Source organism: Marinomonas rhizomae (assembly GCF_024397855.1).
GTDB lineage: Bacteria > Pseudomonadota > Gammaproteobacteria > Pseudomonadales > Marinomonadaceae > Marinomonas > Marinomonas rhizomae_A.
In genome coordinates, this window is the sequence record NZ_CP073343.1 from 3,748,006 (window position 1) to 3,767,252 (window position 19,247).

Below are 19,247 nucleotides of genomic sequence, written 5' to 3' on the forward strand. Positions count from 1 at the left end.
CTCGCCTGTAACTGACCTAAAAAAGCGCTTGCCTAAAGAACACTCCGCAAAAGAACATCCTTACTCAAAGACGATCCCTTGAGCCAACGGCAAATCACCACCGTAGTTCACTGTGTTTGTGGTGCGACGCATGTAGTTTCTCCATGCATCAGAACCAGATTCACGACCGCCGCCCGTTTCCTTCTCACCACCAAACGCACCACCAATTTCAGCGCCAGACGTACCGATATTAACGTTGGCGATACCACAGTCAGAACCCGCTGGTGACATAAACATTTCTGCTTCACGCATGCTTTCTGTAAACACTGCGGAAGATAGGCCTTGTGGCACTTCATTTTGGATTTCAATCGCTTCGTCAAACGTCTTGTAAGTCAAAACATACATGATAGGCGCGAAGGTTTCTTCATGAACGATTGGCGCATCGTGAGCAATACGAACAATCGCTGGACGCACATAGAAACCACCAGCAGGAACACCTTCAGTGACACGTTCACCACCGCAGACAACTTCACCGCCTTGTTTCTTGGCTGTTTCTAGAGCCGCTTGCATACGGTTAAAGCTGCCTTCATCGATTAGTGGGCCAACAAGATTACCCTCAACGATTGGGCTACCGACGCGAAGCGAACCGTACGATTTCGCCAAACGCTCAACCAAGCCATCAACGATAGATTCATGGGTAATCAAACGACGTAATGTTGTACAACGCTGACCTGCTGTGCCCGCTGCTGAGAAAACAATCGCACGCAGAGCAAGATCCAAATCCGCGGTATCAGACACTATCATGGCGTTATTACCGCCCAGCTCTAACAAAGAGCGACCTAACCGACCCGCGACAGTTTTCGCCACAGCTCGACCCATCGCTGTTGAACCCGTTGCAGACACCAGCGGGAAGGTCTCGCTTGCGGCAATCGCTTCACCAAGATCTCGATCGCCAATCATCACAGACACTGCCGCTTTAGGGATATCAGGCATATCAGCAATAACGTTTTGCGCGATTTGGTACATAGCCAAGGCACACAAAGGCGCTTTTTCAGAAGGTTTTAGTAGGATCGGATCACCACAAACAAGGCCAAGCATGGCATTCCAAGCCCAAACCGCCATAGGGAAGTTAAACGCGGTAATAACCGCAACAGGGCCAAGTGGATGCCATTGTTCCATCATTCGGTGACCAGGACGTTCAGAGACGATAGACAGGCCATGCAACATACGAGATTGACCGACCGCGAAATCACACACGTCAATCCACTCTTGCACTTCACCCAAAGCTTCTGGGGTAATTTTACCCGCTTCCAAAGAGATCACTTGTGCCAATTCGTTTTTGTACTTACGGGCTTCTTCGCCAATACGACGAACCAATTCACCACGACGTGGCGCAGGAATGGTACGCAAAACCTTAAACGCGTCTTTCAGCTCAGCATTGGCCTTGTCTAACTGCGCTGGTGTTGCATTCTTAAAACTAGACAAAGCCTCACCATCAATTGGGCTATAAGCTGTAAATGCACTGCCTTCACCTAAAGTCTGGGTGTTACCAGTGAGCACGCTGTAAAAAGTATCGCCCTGTTTTAGGCTATTTACGCCCAGTGTTTCTAAGCAAGTCAGTGACATAGGAACCTCTAAATTAAATCTAATGAGTGTTACGAGAATGTCTTCACCATAACCAGCCTAGTACAGAATGAGAAATACCGTTTTCCTGCCAGTGATCTAGTTTTTTCCTATGGCTAGATATTATGTCTATAGGTATATTAGAAAGGTGAACTAAATATCTTTAATCAGCCGAGTCATCTTTTAAAAGAGCAAGCCGATGGACATTCGATCATTACGTTATTTTATTGCTGTTTACGAGGAACGCAGCCTCAGCGCCGCTGCTAAGCGTTGCTTTGTGGCACAACCGTCCATATCAACCACGGTATCGCAATTAGAAGAGGATTTGGGCACCAAGCTTTTTGTACGTCATTCCAAAGGAGTATCGCCTACCGATAGCGGCTCCCAGCTCTATCCACACGCCTGTAAAATGGTCAGCGACCTCAGTGCCATGCGCAGTTTATTTACCGAAACGCCCACACCGCTGGCTTTGTCTATCTCATTAACGCCCTTTTTATCTGGCGCTTTAATCAGCCAAGTCATCAAAACCATGCTTGATGAAGTTCATGGACTAGCGTTAAAACTCGTTGATGAATCTGAAAGCGCCGATTTGCGTTTTACTTGTCATCGTTACACCAGTGAAGAAGACGTGTTTTATCCCCTTTGGGAAGATGACTATGTAATCGCCATGCCGTTGGATCATTGGTTAGCAGATTTCCCTTCGCTATCCATCAAGCAAATCGACAAACAACCCTTTATTTCTCGCACGCCATGCGACATTTTGGAATCTTGGAACTACTTGATGCAAAAACAGGAACTCACCACCGATGTTCGTGCGCAAGTAAAAACAGAAGAGTACGCGTTGGATTTAGTCGCTGCAGGCTTGGGGATTTCTCTGATCCCTGAACACTCGTCACGGGGACGAAATGACCTATGTTTACGGCCACTTAACGATGTGAAGTTAAAACGTGTGGTAGGCTTGGCGCATAAAAAAGAACGCAGTTTTCCGGCTCATCTTATCAATACTATCCTGACCGCTAAGCAACAGTTATTAATCAACAAGAACCCAACAGAAATACGGCTCGCATAACTTTTATGCATAACAAGGTGCGTTTTTACCTTTTGCATTTCTTGTAAGCGGTGGATTAGAGTAAGTCCTATTAGATAGAGATGACCTCTTTCCAAATTGACTAACTCAGGAGCGCTCCATGAAGCCCGCCGATTTTTTCGCATCCTTGTGGGATCACTACACAAACATCACGCCACAGGCTCAGCGTATACAGCAATTATTTAAAAGCCATGGCGAAAACGTGCTGAATGATCACGTGGCTTTTCGTACTTTTAACAACTCACCAATCTCATTAGAAAAGCTTGAACCACAACTAGAAGCTATTGGTTACAAAGCCTACGGCGCATTTCTATTCGAGAGCAAACACCTAAAAGCCCGTTGTTACAAACATCAAACGGATGTCGATTCACCAAAGGTTTTCCTATCTGAGCTATTAGTAGAAGAACTGCCAGCAAACTGCCAAGACATCATTGCCAAATTTATCGCACAAATTCCGAGTGATGCAGTGCAATCCCCAGCTATTTTTTGGGCTGGAAAGCTATGGGATACACCAACAGAAGCCGAATATCTCACGCTAGCGGAGCACAGTGAATACGCTGCATGGTTATCAACCATGGGATTACAAGCTAACCATTTCACTGTCAGCATTAATCACTTGCAGAAATTCCCTACGATTGAAGATGTAAATACTCTATTGTTAAACGAAGGTTACGCATTAAACCAAGTGGGTGGCTTAGTAAAAGGCACACCTGATTCCTTCTTGGAGCAATCTTCCACCATGGCCGACAAAGTCGAATACACCTTTACTGATGGCCAACAGAAAACCATCCCTAGCTGCTTTTATGAGTTCGCTCGTCGTCACACCATGCCAAACGGCGTGCTGTTTGATAGCTTTATCGAAGGCAACGCAGACAAAATCTTTGACTCAACCAGCACCAAGTAACGGACTGAAAAAAACTCATCACATAACGAGCCCTAGTGGCTCGTTTTTGCGTTTTAAACCTTGTAGCATCATATCTTTGTCATCTTTGTGTGATAAAAACCTTTATGTAATGTGACAAGCAAAAGTAGTTCTTGAGAGCCTGTACCGATCCATCAGGCCGTGTATAATGCTCGCAGTTTAAATATGAGCCTACTATTATGATTAACCAACTTATCGAATTTTCTATCAACCACTGGGAAATGGTCGCAGTCTTTTTTGCGATTCTTGCCACTTTACTTTTTGTTGAAAGCAAAGGCGGCGCGCAAGGGCTTACACCTTCTGCTGCGACGAACCTAATGAACAGCGACGATGCTGTTGTTGTCGACATCCGTCCAGAGAAAGAATTCAGCACTGGCCACATCACAGGCGCGCTAAATATTCCTGCGACTAAGATGAAAGACAACATGAACCGCCTTGAGAAACACAAAGACGCCCCTATTATTATAGTTTGCAAATCTGGTGTAACGTCTGGCGCGAGCGCGAAAGACCTTAAAAAAGCTGGTTTTGGTAAAGTTTACAAACTACAAGGTGGCATTGCAGAATGGCAATCATCCAATCTGCCACTGGTTAAAGGATAAGAGAAAAATTTATGGCTACTGTCACTATCTACTCGAGCGATTACTGTCCATTTTGCGTTAGAGCAAAGCAACTGTTAACGGCAAAAAATGTTGCCTTTAACGAAATTCGCGTGGACGGAGAACGTGAACTACGACAAGAAATGATGGAAAAAAGTGGCCGACACACCGTTCCGCAAATTTGGATCGGTGAAAAACATGTTGGTGGATGCGACGATCTTTTTGCCCTTGAACGTGAACAAAAACTAGATACCTTACTTACACAATAGTAAGAAGATAAGTTATCACAGGGTATAAATGAGCTGCGCCCTCATCACTTTAATAAATTATTAAAAAAAGGAACTACGATGTCCGATACAGCTGAAACACCAGAAGCACAAACACAAGAAGCGCAAGCACCACAACTTTCTATGCAACGCGTGTTTTTGAAAGATATTTCTTTTGAATCTCCTCGTTCACCTATGATTTTCCAAGAAGAATGGAAACCAGAAGTGGGCTTAGAATTAAATACTAAAAGTCGCCAAGTTGGTGAAAGTGTTTATGAAGTTGTATTAGAAATCACTGTCACTGTCAAAAATGGCACAGAAACTGGCTATTTGGTTCAAGTACAACAAGGTGGTTTATTCGTTATTTCTGGTCTTGATGACCAGCAATTACATCACGCTTTGGGCGCTTTCTGTCCTGCTACTCTATTCCCATACGCTCGTGAAAACATCGATGCGATTGTAGTAAAAGGCAGCTTCCCAGCGATCATGCTTGCACCAATCAACTTTGATGCGCTTTATGTCGAAAGCCTACAAAAGCAACAGGCTGAAACAACTCAATAAAACATTGAGTAATAAAACCATTAGAGTTACGAAAAAGGAGGCCACGCGCTTCCTTTTTTATTGCATAATAGAAATCGCTCGCCTTTTAGTATCGCCAGTACTTTTAGTATCGCAAGAATATATGGAAGCTGTGATGAAAAAGAAAAAGAAAACCTGCCAAAATTGCCTCAGAGCGCGCTGGTTAGTCCTTTACCTCGCTTGCTTTGCATTATTTGCCCTTCTGTTCGCTGATCAGTTTTTAGATAAAGGAATATAAAGTGAAGTGGGTATTTATTTGGGTAACTATTTGCTTACTGGCTGGTTGCTCAACCTATCAACAAGATATTGAAGAAGGTTTAAGCCTAGCAAAAGAAGGCCAATGGAAAGACGCTGAAGACAAACTGGAAGGGGTATTAGACAACTCACAAGACCAGCTACTCTACTATATGGAAATCGGCGCCCTTGCCCAAAACCAAGGAAATTTTGAACGCAGCAATACATTACTAGAAAAAGCAGAGCGATTAAGCGATACCTTCTTTCCTGATAATTTTTCGAATCGTTCCTGGGCGCTGCTCAGCAACCCAAGACAAGGCGACTATCGCGGCAGTGGTCTAGAACGCGTTTACATCAGCTATCTCAAATCTTTGAACTACCTCGCTCTGGCTGAGCAAGAAAAAAATAGTTCTAAAAAACGCCAACTCAATGATGCCGCCTTAGTAGAAGTACGACGCATTGACATCAAACTTAATGAAATCCGCACCCAAACCCCAAGTTATCAAGACCTTAATGCCAAAGAAAACCAAGCCTTTTACATGAAGGCATTAAACTGGTTAGGTGACTTTTATACTGGCGGACGTGACACAGATAAATTCCTCTATCGTGATGATGCTTGGGCTCGTTACTTAGCTGGTCTGCAATACGAAATCGATGGCGAATTCGATGATGCGCGCGTCAGTTATGAAAAAGCGGCTAACTTGTATGAAGACGGCTATGCAAAACAATACGCTTTGCCAAGCACGACAGCAGAACGAGCTTGGTTAGATGCGATTCGCATGATGCAAAAAGGCGGCTTTAGTCAGAGTGAAATTCAACAAAAAATAGACACAAAACTGTCTGCTGACATGCAAGCAACCCTTAAACAATACCATCAAGGTGATGCTGAACTGGTGGTACTAGAACACCAAGGTTTTATCCCTGATAAAAGCGAAATGACCTTGTTGCTGTATGCCGATCCACGAGCTTATTCATTGGTATTAGAGCCATTGCACGGCGGTGGAAACGTTGAAGTAAACGATGCCTTCCGCTGGTTTACTATGGTTTATGCCGACATTAATCCGCTCAACCTAATTGCCAACTATAAAGCTGGCGGCGCATGGGGAACCTTTTCAGGCATCTTCACCAAACGCGTAATTCTCGGACGTCCTGTTTGGCAGCAACTTAATGACATTAAAGTCGACAAGTTACTAACAGAGCAAACCATACGCGTGACGGTCCCTTATTATCGTCGCTTCACTTTGGATCAACATCAGCCAACATTGCAGGTAAATACCCCCACTGTTGCGCCTTTTAATAATAGCTTACGAATGACCTCTCTCGCCGACATCGCTTTTCAGGAACAACTGGCACAGGCCCAACGTGACATCTATGAAGGCTTGGTCAGAGAGCTATTGCGCAGCTGGTTAACGTATCAAGTGTCGTCCAATGTGAAAGATCAAAATGCAGCATTAATTTTGAATCTGATCGGACAAGTCGCGGTATTTGCCTCATCTGCGTCAGATACCCGAAACTGGCTGACCCTACCCGCACAAGTAAGGCTCACTCGTGAGCCATTACCACCGGGCGAATACAATCCAGACTATACAGTGAATAAAAAAGCGTTTTCCCTAGGCAAGGTCAACTTAGAAGCCAATAAAATTAAACTTTGGAATCTACGCAACCCCTATTAAATTGATTACACTAACAGCTTGGCATCAGGCTAAAGCGGACGTAAGGAAAATATTATGCGCATCGGTACACTTAAACAGTCTAATTTGATCTCTCTATCTTGGAAGGGGTTCATTGCCCTATCTATGACCCTGTTATTAACCGCGTGTTCCGGTAGTGTAAAGCGCCTAGATACGAATGAAGACGTCATGTTGTCTGACCGTTGGAATGACACAGATTCTCGTCTAGTAGCAGAAGAAATGATGAGTGACATGCTGACCTTCCCTTGGTTCCGTGATTACAACTTCGGCAATAAAGGCAACCCAACAGTTATTGTCCAAACCATCCGTAACAAAACGTCTGAACATATTCCGGTAGATACCTTTATCAATGACATCAAGCGCAGCCTATTACGTTCTGGTAAAGTCGATTTTGTCGTCTCTGGCGCAGAACGCGACGAAATTCGTAGTGAGCGTGAAGAGCAAGAATTAAACGCAGCACCAGACACTGTCGCTAAGTTTGGTCTAGAACAAGGCGCAGGTTTCGCCCTATCTGGCTCTATCAACTCGATCGTTGATTCTAATGGCGACCAACGTGTGAGCTTCTACCAAGTTGACCTTAAATTGATTGATATGACAACAAACCGTGAAGTGTGGAATGGTCAGAAGAAAATCAAAAAACTGGCAGACAAAGGCTTTTTCTAATTATGAAACTTACCGCTCTACCAACATCGTATAACTGGATAATGGTAACGGGTCTATTATTCAGTCTAACGGGCTGTACAGGTTTAATGACCAAGTCCGAACAAGCACCAGAGACAATACCAAACTGGGTATTGTCACCGCCTCGGGATAATACCTATTTATACGGTGTTGGCAGTGCGCCGCGCATTGAAAACATTGCGCTCGCCTTTAATCAGGCCGAGCAAAACGGTAATGCTCAGATCGCCCAACAGCTGCGAACACAAGTCAGTCAGATTAATACTCAAGATACGCAAGTTCGATCTGAACAAGGCGAAGAACAGGTTTCAAAAACACAAACGGCCTATACTCAAGTCACTACATCCCCAATTGAGTTAGAACAAACTAAGAACGAAAAACGCTTTGCTGGGGAAAACTACGTTTACGCCATGCAATCCATTGACCGTAGCCGCATTGTTGCCAAGCTCAAAGTTGCGATAAACGACACAGACGCGACAATTCGTGAACAAGCCGCTTTGCTAAGCAAGGCCGACGACCAATATCCTGCCCCTCAGGATTGGCAAACATACATGCAGCTTATTCCGTATTTTGCCCAACGCAAATCCTATGAAGATGAACTCAGCCTCTATTCGACCGAACGCACCAACGCCGGTAAAGCGGACGCTGATATCAATGCAATAGAAAAGCGGCTTAATCTCGCTCTAAGCCATTATGGATTTGATGTTTCGTCGACAAGGCAAGCCGACCAATTAGCCAGTGCGCTCTCGCATTTTGGCCTAACGCCCAAAAGCGGCTCGCTTTTCAAACTAAATAGCAAAACCGTGCAACATACAGAAGAACAAGATGGACGTTTTTATGCCTTTGAAGACGGCACATTAGAACTTATCGGCCCATCGGATTCTCGCTTGGCGTCTTGGACTGTCAGCTCCAGAGGCATTGCAAAAAGCCTCGGCAAAGCCAAAAAGCAAGCGTCTAACAGCTGGTCAAAACAAGCCATAGAAGCCATGTTTACTTGGTTAACTCGTTTGGATTAACGCCTTTCAAGGTCATGAAAGATATACGCTATGTGCTCTAAATTCTGTTAGACTGCGCTGCATTAAACCACTCGCCGTGAGTGGTTTTACATACCATTAGGAACACCAGTGTCAAAATTCTTTTATCGTGGTAGACCCGATATCATGGGTAAGCATAATTTGGGCAATTATCAGCCTAAACCTAAAGTAAAACCTGGTAGCGAAGAGAATCCGCTCATTTTACAAGTGCAAACTCCCGAGCGTGAGAGCGAGATAAACGCTATCTTGATCGCTAATGACTTGATCGCAGAGGTTACGATTAACAGCGAAGTGACCGAGGATATTACGTCTTTGGATATGGTACTTAACAAACCAGCGCCACAAATCGTTGAAAAAGCACCACAACGCAATGACCCTTGCCCATGTGGAAGCTCCAAGAAATACAAAAAGTGCTGCGGCTAGTAAATAAGCCGCTACAAAACAAAAAATAGCGACCATGATAGAAATGACATGGCCGCTATTTTTTTGCGATAGATCCATCGCTATAGATTAAGCCAAATCTTCATAAGGCAAACCCACATACTGCATGGCAATAATACGACGCCCTTCTTCATTATCCGTGTAAAAACTCAGTTCAGAACTCATAAATTTTTCATGGGTTGCCGCATCAGTGTCATGCACATCACCCTGACTAAAATCATGCAACATGCTGGTCATCCACCATGAAAAACGTTCTCCGTGCCAAACACGACGCAAACAAATATCCGAATACTGAGAGATACACTCTTTATCGCCTTCTTTGTAGACCCGTGTCATTACCTTATACAAGGTTGCCACATCGGAAGCCGCAAGGTTCAAACCTTTCGCGCCTGTTGGAGGAACAATATGAGCGGCATCACCAACCAAAAATAAATTGCCGTATTGCATAGGCTCACACACAAAAGAGCGCAATGGAGCGATACTTTTCTCAATACTTGGTCCAGTGACCAATTTCGCCGCCACATCATCAGGCAGACGGCGTTTTAACTCCGTCCAAAAATCCTCATCGCTCCAGTTTTCAACTTTATCTGTCAAAGGAACCTGAAGATAATAACGAGAACGTGTAGCGGAGCGCATGCTGGTCATGGCAAAACCACGATCCGTTTTACAGTAGATCAATTCGTCGTTTACTGGCGGCGTATCAGACAACACACCCAGCCAACCGAACGGATAAACACGCTCAAACTCTTTGCGGGAAGATTCTGGAATGGTTTGACGAGACACGCCGTGGAAACCATCACAGCCAGCGATGTAATCACAATCCAATCTGTGTAACTCACCGCTCTGCTCAAAGGTCACATAAGGCGCGTCGCTTTTCACATCATGCAGCGCCACATTGCTGGATTCGTAATAAGTGGTTAAACCCGCTTTCTCACGAGCGTCCATCAAGTCTCGGGTCACTTCGGTTTGCCCATAAACCATCACGGTGCTGCCACCAGTGAGTTTTTCCAACTCAATCTGCACGCGTTTGTTGTTAAACGCCAGTTCCACACCATGATGCACTTGGCCTTCACGATCCATACGCTCACCAACGCCTGCTTCACGCAACAAATCCGTCATACCTTGTTCAAGTACGCCTGCACGAATTCGACCTAGAATATATTCACCAGAGACTCGTTCGATAATGACATTATCAATGCCCTGCTTTGCTAAAAGTTGGCCCAGTAATAGACCTGATGGACCTGCACCAATAATGGCAACTTGCGTTTTCATGTTTCTCTCCAATTATTGTTATTTTCGATGTCGATTCAGTGATCAACTTCTTTATAACAACCATAATGGAAGATAAAGACATCAGGCGTTAGGTGATATTTACTCAAAAAATTGTACTTTTTGATTAAAATCAATTTTATAGAAAATCATCACATACACAAATAAAAGTGACATTTTCAGCCTTTTACCCTATAAATATCGATAAATACCTGTTTATTTGTACTTTTTAACGAAAAGTAAAAATACTCTCTGAAAGTACATTTATGTCACTTTTAAATAAGAAGAACAAAATGCAAAAACAAAAAAATGACATCCCACACTTTGGGCTTTATGGTGAATCCAGCTGGATTAATGACTCTGAATTTTTCCATATTGAAGACATAGAATCTCGCAGCGGTGGCTTAGGCTGGAAGATCAGTCCACATCGTCACGCCCAGCTTTTCCAGATTCTGATTTTAAAATCAGGCGAAGCCAAAGTTCAACTCGACGAGCAGCAACAAAAACTACAAGGTGCGTGGGCGATTATTGTGCCTGCTGGTGTTGTCCATGGTTTTCGCTTCGCACCAGATACCGATGGCCGAGTCATCACCATTGCCGAACCTTTGCTTGAAGATACGTACGAAGAAAAAGCCGCCAAGTTTATTCAGCCGCTACTTAGTCGGGCCTGTTACATTGATTTTAACGGCCATAGAAATATGTTTTCCGAGCTTTGGCCGTTAATTCAGCAGCTGGAAAGCGAATCTACCCTTATCCGTGAAGGTCGCGCCTTAATGAGTGAATATCTTATTAAAGCCATTTTACTGCTGCTCCACCGCCAACATAGCAATGGCGAGAGCAATGTCGCCAACAAAACCGAAGCCAGTGACGCACACCAACTCAAAGAGCTCATTGAGAAACACTATCGCGAGCACTGGAGCAACCACAAGTATGCCGATGCGCTTGGCACTTCCATCAGCCGCTTGAATAGGCTCAGCAAAACCACCTTTAACCAAAGCGTATTGGACTTAATTCATGATCGAGTTTTGTTAGAAGCAAAGCGTAGCCTGATTTATACCGCACGCTCGGTGGAAGAAATTAGCTACGATTTGGGCTTTAAAGACCCAGGGTATTTTTCACGCTTTTTCAAACGCTCCACAGGTATTCCGCCAGGAAAGTATAGAGCCCTCAGCAATCAGCCCTCAATATGAAGCCTTTGAACAATAACGGTGTGTTTGAAACCACCTAAAAGTCATTAGATGAATTTATCTAATCTATTAGCTGAAAATTGATCGTTTGCTGAATAATTGGTCAAAACCTAAAATAACAAGTGTCAAAAATGACTTAACTTTTTAGGAGAATCACTATGAATAACGATCTTAAATATGATGCTTTCGGTAACCTTGATGCGGATTACTATGTGGAAAAAGCGTATGAGCTACGTCGTCAATACTACGCTCAATTGACTAAAAAAACGGTTGCTGGTGTTAAAGCATTCTATGCAAAATTGACTGCTAATCGTTCAATGAAATCAGCTCAACCTCAGCACTAAAATTTCAGTACAACACTTTTACGTCAACTGTATTTGACTGGTTTATCTCCGTTGTTGTGAACAAAAAAAACAACAGCCGTTATAAAAGCAAATAAGGCATGACGATTAAAGAACCCAATGTTCCCGATGATCGAAAGGCAAGAATAAGAAATCGATCCGGTAACGGGTTTCTCCTCCCAGAAACACCGATAAAACCCCAACGTTCCTAATAGATCCCACCCTCTTAGCAGAACATTTTCACCTCAGCACAGTCATCAAAGTGTCATAAATATGACATAAAATATCGTTCTAGCCACTTCATTCATCTAGACGTATTTGAGACATCATGAGTCAAATGGACAATATTGCTCTACTAGAGAAAATTCTTTCGAATGGATTAATCACACCATACTTTCAGCCTATCTATGATTTAAGTAATGGTGAAATATATGGCCATGAAGCACTTTCCCGTGGCCCAATGAACTCGACGCTTTTCTCTCCAGATCCACTATTTACGCTCGCTCAACAGGAAGGAAAGCTGCATAAATTAGAATTGCTTTGCCGAGAAAAAGCCTTATCAAAATTCGCCAAGCTAGAGCTAAAGGGCCGTTTATTTCTGAATGTCAGCGCATCGTTATTAGGATCACCCGACCATCAATCCGGCATGACATTAGCGATTTTGAACGAGCTGGGATTGGATCAAAAAGATATCGTCATCGAACTTTCTGAACAACATCCATACGACCACAATGGCTTGCCGCGCAGCAGTGTCGATCACTATCGTGAAATGGGGTTTCAAGTCGCCATTGATGACCTTGGAGTGGGCTATTCGGGCTTACAGCTTTGGTCTGAACTACAACCAGACATCGTCAAAGTCGACAAGCATTTCATTCAAGGAATCGATAAAGACGAAATCAAACGTGAGTTTGTTCGCTCTATTCTGACTATTGCCCAGCGTCTCAACTGCATCCTCATTGCTGAAGGCATAGAAACACAGCAAGAACTCGATCAATTGATAGAAATAGGTGTCACATTAGGACAAGGTTATTTTCTTGGTCGCCCAGTAGAGCATCCGGCTTTTTCGACTCATCCGTATTTGGTAAAACAGGCCCAACGACGCTCCCAATTTCAAGTTGACCACTCAGAGACTGTTCAAACACTGTGTCGGCCTACGCCAAGCTTGCAAGAAACCAGCTTATTAGAAGACGCGTCTCAGTATTTTAAAAAACAACAAGACCTAGTGGCGATTCCTGTAGTAAACAGCGACAACAAACCAATCGGTGTAGTCCGCCGTCACCAGCTACATGAGCTTTTCTCTACGCCTTATGGACGTGCCTTGTACGAACACAAACCCGTCACAAACTTACTCAGCGATGATGTATTGATTGTTGAAAGCAATGTCAGCTTATCCAGTGTTTCCACCTTGATGACCAACCAAGAAGCCGACACTCTGAACAATGAAATCATTGTGGTCCGAGAGGGTAAGTTCATCGGCACAGGTCACCTTCGAGATCTCTTAAAGCGCATTACCGAACTAAAAATTCAAAATGCTACTTATTCGAATCCTCTGACGCTATTACCTGGCAACGTTCCGATTCATCGAGAAGTCAGTCGTCGTTTACTAGCCAATGAAGACTTTTATGTAGCCTATTTCGACTTAAATGACTTTAAACCTTTTAATGACTTCTTTGGCTATTCCATTGGTGATGAAGTCATTCAGCTGGTTGGCTCTTTAATAAAAAATCAGGTAAACCCTGAGAATAATTTCATTGGTCATATTGGCGGCGACGACTTTGTGGTAATTTTTGGCGATCAGGATTGGCGTCAGCAATGTGACAACATATTAAACATCTTTGGGCAAAAAGTACGCGAATTTTATACCGAAGACACCTTACAAGACGGCGGTGTTTGGACTAAAAACCGCCAAGGTGACACACTCTTCCATCCTATTTTAAGCCTCGCTATTGGTGTGGTTCACCCCAATCCGAAGCAATGCACCAATCATCACCAAGTAGCAGAGCTCGCAGCTCAAGCGAAAAAATCCGCCAAGCAGCAAGGTGGCAATCATATCTACCTACAGCCGTATCTAAATACCCATGTACTTGATACAGCGCATTAAGGTTTATTGAACTGTCACAAAGCCCTCATAAGTTTGTCATATACGCGCTTTACCTTTAAGAAAGACCTTAGAGGAGGCGCTTATGCAGACGACATTTCGTTCGGTATTTATTTCTGATGTACACCTCGGCACAAAATCTTGCCAAGCCATACACCTATTGGATTTTTTACAGTCGATTAAAACCGATACCTTGTATCTAGTCGGTGACATTATCGACCTGCAAGAAATGCGTCATAAAGCCTACTTTGTCGATGCTCATCACCGCGTCGTAGAGCAAATACTAGAGATGGCAAAGTCTGGAACAAAAGTTATTTATATTCCGGGAAATCATGACGCCTTCTTTCGTCAATTTGTAGGACAAACCCTTTCTGGGATTGAGATAAAACTCAACGCGCGTCATAAAACCGCCAACGGTCGTACTTTCCATGTCAGCCATGGCGATGAATTCGATCAAATGGTAAAAATCAGCCCACTCATGCTCGCCATAGGCGATAAAGCCCATGGTCTCATGTTATCGCTGAATCAATGGATAAATGGCGTGAGACGCTTGATAGGCTTACCTTATTGGTCACTGGCAGGCTATTTAAAAAGCCACATCAGCAAAGCAAAAGAATTTATCGAACGCTTTGAAACCGCCGCCCTAAAATCCGCCAAAAACCAAAAAGTCGACGGCTACATCTGCGGCCATATTCACTTTGCCTCCTTTCAGCTCAAAGACGATGTTCTCTATTGCAACGATGGCGATTGGGTAGAACATTGCACAGCATTAACAGAATCTACTGCAGGGGAAATGAGCCTAATACATTGGTCGGAAAACCCAAGAGTCTTAGCCACCGAACCCAAAGAAGAGGCTTGGGGATTATCACCAGTGCCTGCTCGGAATTAGCGGGGCTATTTTAGCCCTATCAAATAATAAGCGCTACAGCGCAACGCAGATGTAGAAGAAGCCAACGGCTGAAGCTAAAATAATGGGTAACAAGGTACCGATAAGCTCATTAAAAAGCTACACAGGTCATACATTGGGAGCTTGTGGTGCATTAGAGGCTTGGTGCTCAATTGAAATGATGAGAAACAATTGGTTCTGCCCTACTGTAAACCTAACCACTATTGACCCAGAGTGTGGTGATTTAGATTACATTATGGCGGAAGGTCGTGAGATAGAAACAGACTATGTAATGAGTAACAACTTCGCATTCGGAGGTATTAATACCTCCTTGATTTTCAAACGCTACGCAAACTAATTCTAGCAGCAGATCAGGTAAAGTAACGTTTTTTTACCTGATCTGCTGCAACCATCAAGTACTACAATATTCAATTCGTTAAATAGCGATAGATAAACGAATTTAAATTCTCATATTGCTAAGTACATCAACAAATTGCATTAAAAAACCAAGATACGATCATTTTAGTCATCAGCTTTGACCCTTCTCTTCTAAATCTCTAGTATCTATGCATCTCATTTTTAAAAGATGTCGCATATGAACCCCATTCTTCAAGCCCAAACTAATCACAAGTCCATTCGTCAATACACAGAGCAAGCCATTGATGAAGCGTTACTGATGCAGCTTATTCAAAGCGCTCAAGGCGCAGCCTCTTCAAGTTTTATTCAGGCCTACTCTCTTGTTCAAATAACAGACCAAAACAATCGCCAGAAAATTGCCACACTTGCTGGCGGTCAAAAATGGGTGGGATCGGCGGCGGAGTTTTTGGTAATTTGTGCGGACCTGACTCGTGTAGAACATTGCAGCTTAGAACAAGGCTTAGGTGAACTAGAAGGAAATACGGAACATTTCATCGCAGCGACAACTGATGCAACGTTTTTTGCGCAGAACCTAATGCTAGGCGCCGAATCCGTTGGCCTTGGTGCTGTATTTATTGGTGGTATTCGCAACGACCCAGAACAAGTCGCTGAACTGCTAAACTTGCCAGACCAAGTCTATCCAATTTTCGGCCTTTGCCTTGGCTATCCTGACGCGCAACCGGATCTAAAACCACGCTTACCAGTGGATGTTATCCTTCATAGGGACAGCTATGACAACAACCGCTGCGCTCAAGATGTAAAAGCTTACGATGCTCAAATGCAAAAATACTACCAGAGCCGTGGCGATAATCAGAAAAGCAGTAATTGGTCAGAACAAACCGCCGCAGCTGTACAGAAAAAGAAACGCGAACATATGCTAAGCTTTTTACAGAAGCGTGGCTTTTTGAAACGCTAATATGTAATCAATCAACTGTTAACTCTCTAAAGGAAAGGAAAGAACATGATCTCTAATGTACCTAATGTTGTTTTTAAAACTCGTATTCGTAACGAAGAGTTAGGCGGACCAAACCCATTTGAGTGGAAAGACGTTACTACTGCAGACTTATTCAACAACAAAAAAGTCGTTGTTTTTTCTTTACCGGGTGCATTCACCCCAACTTGCTCAACGTCTCACCTACCTCGCTATGAAGAACTTTACGAAGAATTCAAAGCGCAAGGCGTTGATGCGGTAATCTGTGTCTCTGTAAACGATGCATTCGTTATGTTCCAGTGGGGCAAAAGCCAAAACGCAAAAAACGTTTTCCTTTTACCTGACGGCAACGGTGACTTCACTCGTCAAATGGGCATGCTTGTCAAAAAAGACAACCTCGGTTTTGGCATGCGCAGCTGGCGTTATTCTATGCTTGTTGAAAACGGTGAAATCAAGAAAATGTTTTCTGAAGCGGGCTTCCAAGACGATGCACCAAGCGATCCGTTCGAAGTGTCTGATGCCGACACCATGTTGAACTACTTGAAAAGCAACTAATTCAAGGCGTTAATGAATTGGCCAATAAAAAGCAGACGTTTTCATAAACGTCTGCTTTTTTTGTACTCATGACAGACGATCAGCAGGTGAAAGAGCATCTAACAGTTCACTTTTCTCGCCTTCGATCGCTTGAACTAATAACTGTGATGTTGTCGGACCAAGCGTGAAACCTTGATGACCATGCCCAAAATGAAACCACAAGCCTTTATGGTTTGGTGCTTCACCCACAAGTGGCAGCATGTCTGGCATACAAGGACGCGTACCCATCCATTGAGGCTCTTCTACTTGCTCACCTAAATCAATCATGTCATTAAGCGCCGCGGCCCCACGTTCAAGCTGTCTAGTGTCCATTGGCGAATTCAGCGGAACTAAAGCCGCACCGGTTGTCACCCTTAAACCTTTCACCATCGGCGCCGCCAGCACACCATTTGCTACATCTAAAAATGGCCGTTGCAGTATTTTAGGCGCATTAAAATGGCCGTGATAACCACGCTTGTATACCATAGGAATTCGATAACCAAAGCGCTTTAATAACTCTGGTGACCAAGGCCCAAGCGCTACCACCACTTGCTCAGCTTTAAGCTCACCCTCATTGGTGAGTATTTGCCAACCCTTCGCTGTATGCTGCAAGGTATTGGCGTCACCCGTGACAAAACGACCACCTCGCTTAACAAATAAATCACAGTAGGCTTTGGTTAACGCTCCAGGAGAAGTGCAACTCCAGCTTTGCGTATAATGCACCGCGCCCGCTGGCGCTTTCTTCAACGAGGGCTCTTCTTTCAAATAGCCTTTGCCGTCAAAAATATTCGAGGTGACACCATATTCACTAAGCAAAAAACTGGCTTTTTTAGAGGCTTTCTCAAACTCAGCATCGTCTCTGTGCAACATGACAAGACCACAGCGAGAGATCAAATGCTCAGACTCAGAGTCACGAATTAAAGGGGCATGATCTGCCGTGGAACGAATCGTTAATTGGGAATGAACACGAGAAATCTTAGCGTGTTTTTCGGCTGATGAATGACAAAAATACGACCATAAAGCAGGCAGCATAGGTAACGCTCCGCTCATTTTCCAAGTCACGTCATTACTTATTTCCAGCGCATATTTAAACAGCGTCACCATATCTCTTGGTAACGCATAGGGCTCGGCCGCTTCTACTTGGATCATACCAGCGTTGCCATAACTGGTTTCTAACCCTGCACCAGTACGGTCAATGATAGTCACCTGATGACCTCTTGCCTGCAACGCCAAGGCACTGCTCACCCCAACCATTCCTGCGCCCAACACAAGAAACTCTGCCATATTCCTTCCTCGACATCATTCCAATAAAAAACAATCTTCTCTCATCACTATAGCAATTTTACCCAATGAAGCAGTAAGAGATTCACTGATTTATCAATAGCCTTAATCAGCCAGAACGTTTTTTTGTAAAAAGCCTCGCTCGACCAATTGCATCAAAAGAGCTTTGGTGCGCTCACGAAACATATCTCGCAATAAACGCACCGTTGGCGTAATAGACTGGCGACTTGGACAAATCAACCAAAGTTCACCTTGTGGGATGTTATAATCTGTCAACAAGGGCACTACGCGACCAGCAAGCAAATCATTAGCTATATCCAAAGAGGATTTAACCGCTACCCCTTTTCCTGCCACACACCAACGCCTCACTAAGTCGCCATCGTTCGCCGCACAATAGGCTTTAGGCTTAACCTTGTAAGTCTTATCTGCCCCAGACTCGTTACCAGAGAAGTGCCATGTATCGTTCAAAATATTTTGCAGCTGATAAAACAAACCTTGGTGATTGAGCAAATCTTTAGGGTGTTTCGGTGCATTCTGTAATTCCAAGTAACTTGGGCTGGCGACCAATAAACGCGGTACGTTACAAATTTTAAAGCCATAGACATTGGAATCTGCTGGCGCACCATAACGCAGAGCAATATCCAACGCATCTCGATAAAAATCGACATTGCTGTCGCTAATATGTGCCCGCAGTGTCACTTTTGGATGTTGCACCATAAAGTCATCCACCCAAGGAATCGCAATATTGCGCCCCAAGTCAGACGAAACAGCTAAGCGAATTTCACCACTAATAATATCCAGATCATTATGAATAGTTTGTTTTGCTTGATCCAACATAGACATAGCAGAAATACACTGGGGCAAGTAACGCTCGCCCGCACTAGAAAGTCGTAGATGGCGCGTAGTACGCACAAACAACTCGACACCAAGCGCAGCCTCTATTCGCTTAACAGCGGCGCTCGCTGTCGCCATTTGCATGTCTAAATGCGTGGCTGCAGCCGTAATACTGCGAAACTCCGCGACTTTAAGCACGACTCGAAGATCTTCAAGCTGCATGAACTACCCCCTATTGGATATGAAAACCACCACTTATTATCAATTAATATTTGATAATAATTCAATGAAAACCCTGTT

General features: G+C 43.9%; 20 protein-coding genes. 16 read left to right on the plus strand and 4 right to left on the minus strand.

Features of this window, described 5'->3' with window-relative positions:
- Positions 1 to 60: 60 nt before the first annotated feature.
- Complete coding sequence (gene amaB / locus KDW99_RS17620) at positions 61 to 1,605, minus strand: L-piperidine-6-carboxylate dehydrogenase (protein ID WP_255826556.1); 1,545 nt, start codon at positions 1,603 to 1,605, stop codon at positions 61 to 63.
- A gap of 196 nt (positions 1,606 to 1,801) precedes the next feature.
- On the opposite strand from amaB, the gene KDW99_RS17625 reads away from it, so the two are divergent.
- The 9 genes from KDW99_RS17625 to KDW99_RS17665 all read left to right on the plus strand — a co-directional run bounded on the left by KDW99_RS17625 (position 1,802) and on the right by KDW99_RS17665 (position 9,112).
- Positions 1,802 to 2,671: a LysR family transcriptional regulator gene (locus KDW99_RS17625; RefSeq protein WP_255826557.1), complete on the plus strand. Its 870-nt coding sequence runs from the start codon at positions 1,802 to 1,804 to the stop codon at positions 2,669 to 2,671.
- A 118-nt stretch (positions 2,672 to 2,789) separates the two neighbouring features.
- Positions 2,790 to 3,593, plus strand: a complete 804-nt coding sequence (locus KDW99_RS17630; protein ID WP_255826558.1) for a DUF1338 domain-containing protein — start codon at positions 2,790 to 2,792, stop codon at positions 3,591 to 3,593.
- 197 nt (positions 3,594 to 3,790) lie between these two features.
- Positions 3,791 to 4,210, plus strand: coding sequence for a rhodanese-like domain-containing protein (locus tag KDW99_RS17635; RefSeq protein ID WP_255826559.1), 420 nt, complete (start codon positions 3,791 to 3,793; stop codon positions 4,208 to 4,210).
- Positions 4,211 to 4,221: 11 nt separating this feature from the next.
- The gene (grxC, locus tag KDW99_RS17640; protein WP_255826560.1) at positions 4,222 to 4,476 is read left to right on the plus strand and encodes a glutaredoxin 3; all 255 of its coding nucleotides are present in this window, start codon (positions 4,222 to 4,224) and stop codon (positions 4,474 to 4,476) included.
- A gap of 78 nt (positions 4,477 to 4,554) precedes the next feature.
- Entirely contained in the window at positions 4,555 to 5,034 is a 480-nt protein-coding gene (secB, locus tag KDW99_RS17645; RefSeq protein WP_255826561.1) for a protein-export chaperone SecB, read from the plus strand.
- Between the two features lie 257 nt (positions 5,035 to 5,291).
- Entirely contained in the window at positions 5,292 to 6,959 is a 1,668-nt protein-coding gene (locus KDW99_RS17650; protein ID WP_255826562.1) for a hypothetical protein, read from the plus strand.
- A 54-nt stretch (positions 6,960 to 7,013) separates the two neighbouring features.
- Positions 7,014 to 7,640, plus strand: a complete 627-nt coding sequence (locus KDW99_RS17655) for a penicillin-binding protein activator LpoB (RefSeq protein WP_255826563.1) — start codon at positions 7,014 to 7,016, stop codon at positions 7,638 to 7,640.
- A 2-nt stretch (positions 7,641 to 7,642) separates the two neighbouring features.
- Positions 7,643 to 8,671: an LPP20 family lipoprotein gene (locus KDW99_RS17660; RefSeq protein WP_255826564.1), complete on the plus strand. Its 1,029-nt coding sequence runs from the start codon at positions 7,643 to 7,645 to the stop codon at positions 8,669 to 8,671.
- A 108-nt stretch (positions 8,672 to 8,779) separates the two neighbouring features.
- Positions 8,780 to 9,112 (plus strand): PBPRA1643 family SWIM/SEC-C metal-binding motif protein, encoded by a 333-nt coding sequence (locus KDW99_RS17665; RefSeq protein ID WP_255826565.1) that lies wholly within the window; start codon positions 8,780 to 8,782, stop codon positions 9,110 to 9,112.
- An 87-nt stretch (positions 9,113 to 9,199) separates the two neighbouring features.
- On the opposite strand, the gene pobA is transcribed toward KDW99_RS17665, so the two are convergent.
- Entirely contained in the window at positions 9,200 to 10,402 is a 1,203-nt protein-coding gene (gene pobA / locus KDW99_RS17670) for a 4-hydroxybenzoate 3-monooxygenase (protein ID WP_255826566.1), read from the minus strand.
- 290 nt (positions 10,403 to 10,692) lie between these two features.
- On the opposite strand from pobA, the gene KDW99_RS17675 reads away from it, so the two are divergent.
- From KDW99_RS17675 to KDW99_RS17705, 7 genes are all read left to right on the plus strand, one after another.
- Positions 10,693 to 11,589: a helix-turn-helix domain-containing protein gene (locus tag KDW99_RS17675; protein WP_255826568.1), complete on the plus strand. Its 897-nt coding sequence runs from the start codon at positions 10,693 to 10,695 to the stop codon at positions 11,587 to 11,589.
- A gap of 155 nt (positions 11,590 to 11,744) precedes the next feature.
- A complete protein-coding gene (locus KDW99_RS17680; RefSeq protein ID WP_255826569.1) occupies positions 11,745 to 11,930 on the plus strand; it encodes a hypothetical protein in 186 nt (61 codons plus the stop codon).
- Positions 11,931 to 12,255: 325 nt separating this feature from the next.
- Positions 12,256 to 14,028 carry a GGDEF domain-containing protein gene (locus tag KDW99_RS17685; protein WP_255826570.1) on the plus strand — a complete coding sequence of 591 codons (1,773 nt, stop codon included), beginning with the start codon at positions 12,256 to 12,258 and terminating at the stop codon, positions 14,026 to 14,028.
- Between the two features lie 82 nt (positions 14,029 to 14,110).
- Entirely contained in the window at positions 14,111 to 14,914 is an 804-nt protein-coding gene (locus KDW99_RS17690; protein WP_255826571.1) for a UDP-2,3-diacylglucosamine diphosphatase, read from the plus strand.
- A gap of 82 nt (positions 14,915 to 14,996) precedes the next feature.
- Positions 14,997 to 15,269 carry a hypothetical protein gene (locus tag KDW99_RS17695; protein WP_370646845.1) on the plus strand — a complete coding sequence of 91 codons (273 nt, stop codon included), beginning with the start codon at positions 14,997 to 14,999 and terminating at the stop codon, positions 15,267 to 15,269.
- A gap of 237 nt (positions 15,270 to 15,506) precedes the next feature.
- On the plus strand, positions 15,507 to 16,244 hold the full coding sequence (gene nfsA / locus KDW99_RS17700) for an oxygen-insensitive NADPH nitroreductase (protein WP_255826572.1): 738 nt from the start codon (positions 15,507 to 15,509) through the stop codon (positions 16,242 to 16,244).
- A 45-nt stretch (positions 16,245 to 16,289) separates the two neighbouring features.
- Positions 16,290 to 16,814, plus strand: coding sequence for a peroxiredoxin (locus KDW99_RS17705; RefSeq protein ID WP_205113452.1), 525 nt, complete (start codon positions 16,290 to 16,292; stop codon positions 16,812 to 16,814).
- 66 nt (positions 16,815 to 16,880) lie between these two features.
- Here KDW99_RS17705 and KDW99_RS17710 read toward each other — a convergent pair whose 3' ends face one another.
- Both KDW99_RS17710 and KDW99_RS17715 read right to left on the minus strand, forming a co-directional pair.
- Positions 16,881 to 18,116, minus strand: coding sequence for an NAD(P)/FAD-dependent oxidoreductase (locus tag KDW99_RS17710; RefSeq protein ID WP_255826573.1), 1,236 nt, complete (start codon positions 18,114 to 18,116; stop codon positions 16,881 to 16,883).
- A gap of 102 nt (positions 18,117 to 18,218) precedes the next feature.
- Positions 18,219 to 19,169 carry a LysR family transcriptional regulator gene (locus KDW99_RS17715; protein ID WP_255826575.1) on the minus strand — a complete coding sequence of 317 codons (951 nt, stop codon included), beginning with the start codon at positions 19,167 to 19,169 and terminating at the stop codon, positions 18,219 to 18,221.
- Between the last annotated feature and the right edge of the window lie 78 nt (positions 19,170 to 19,247).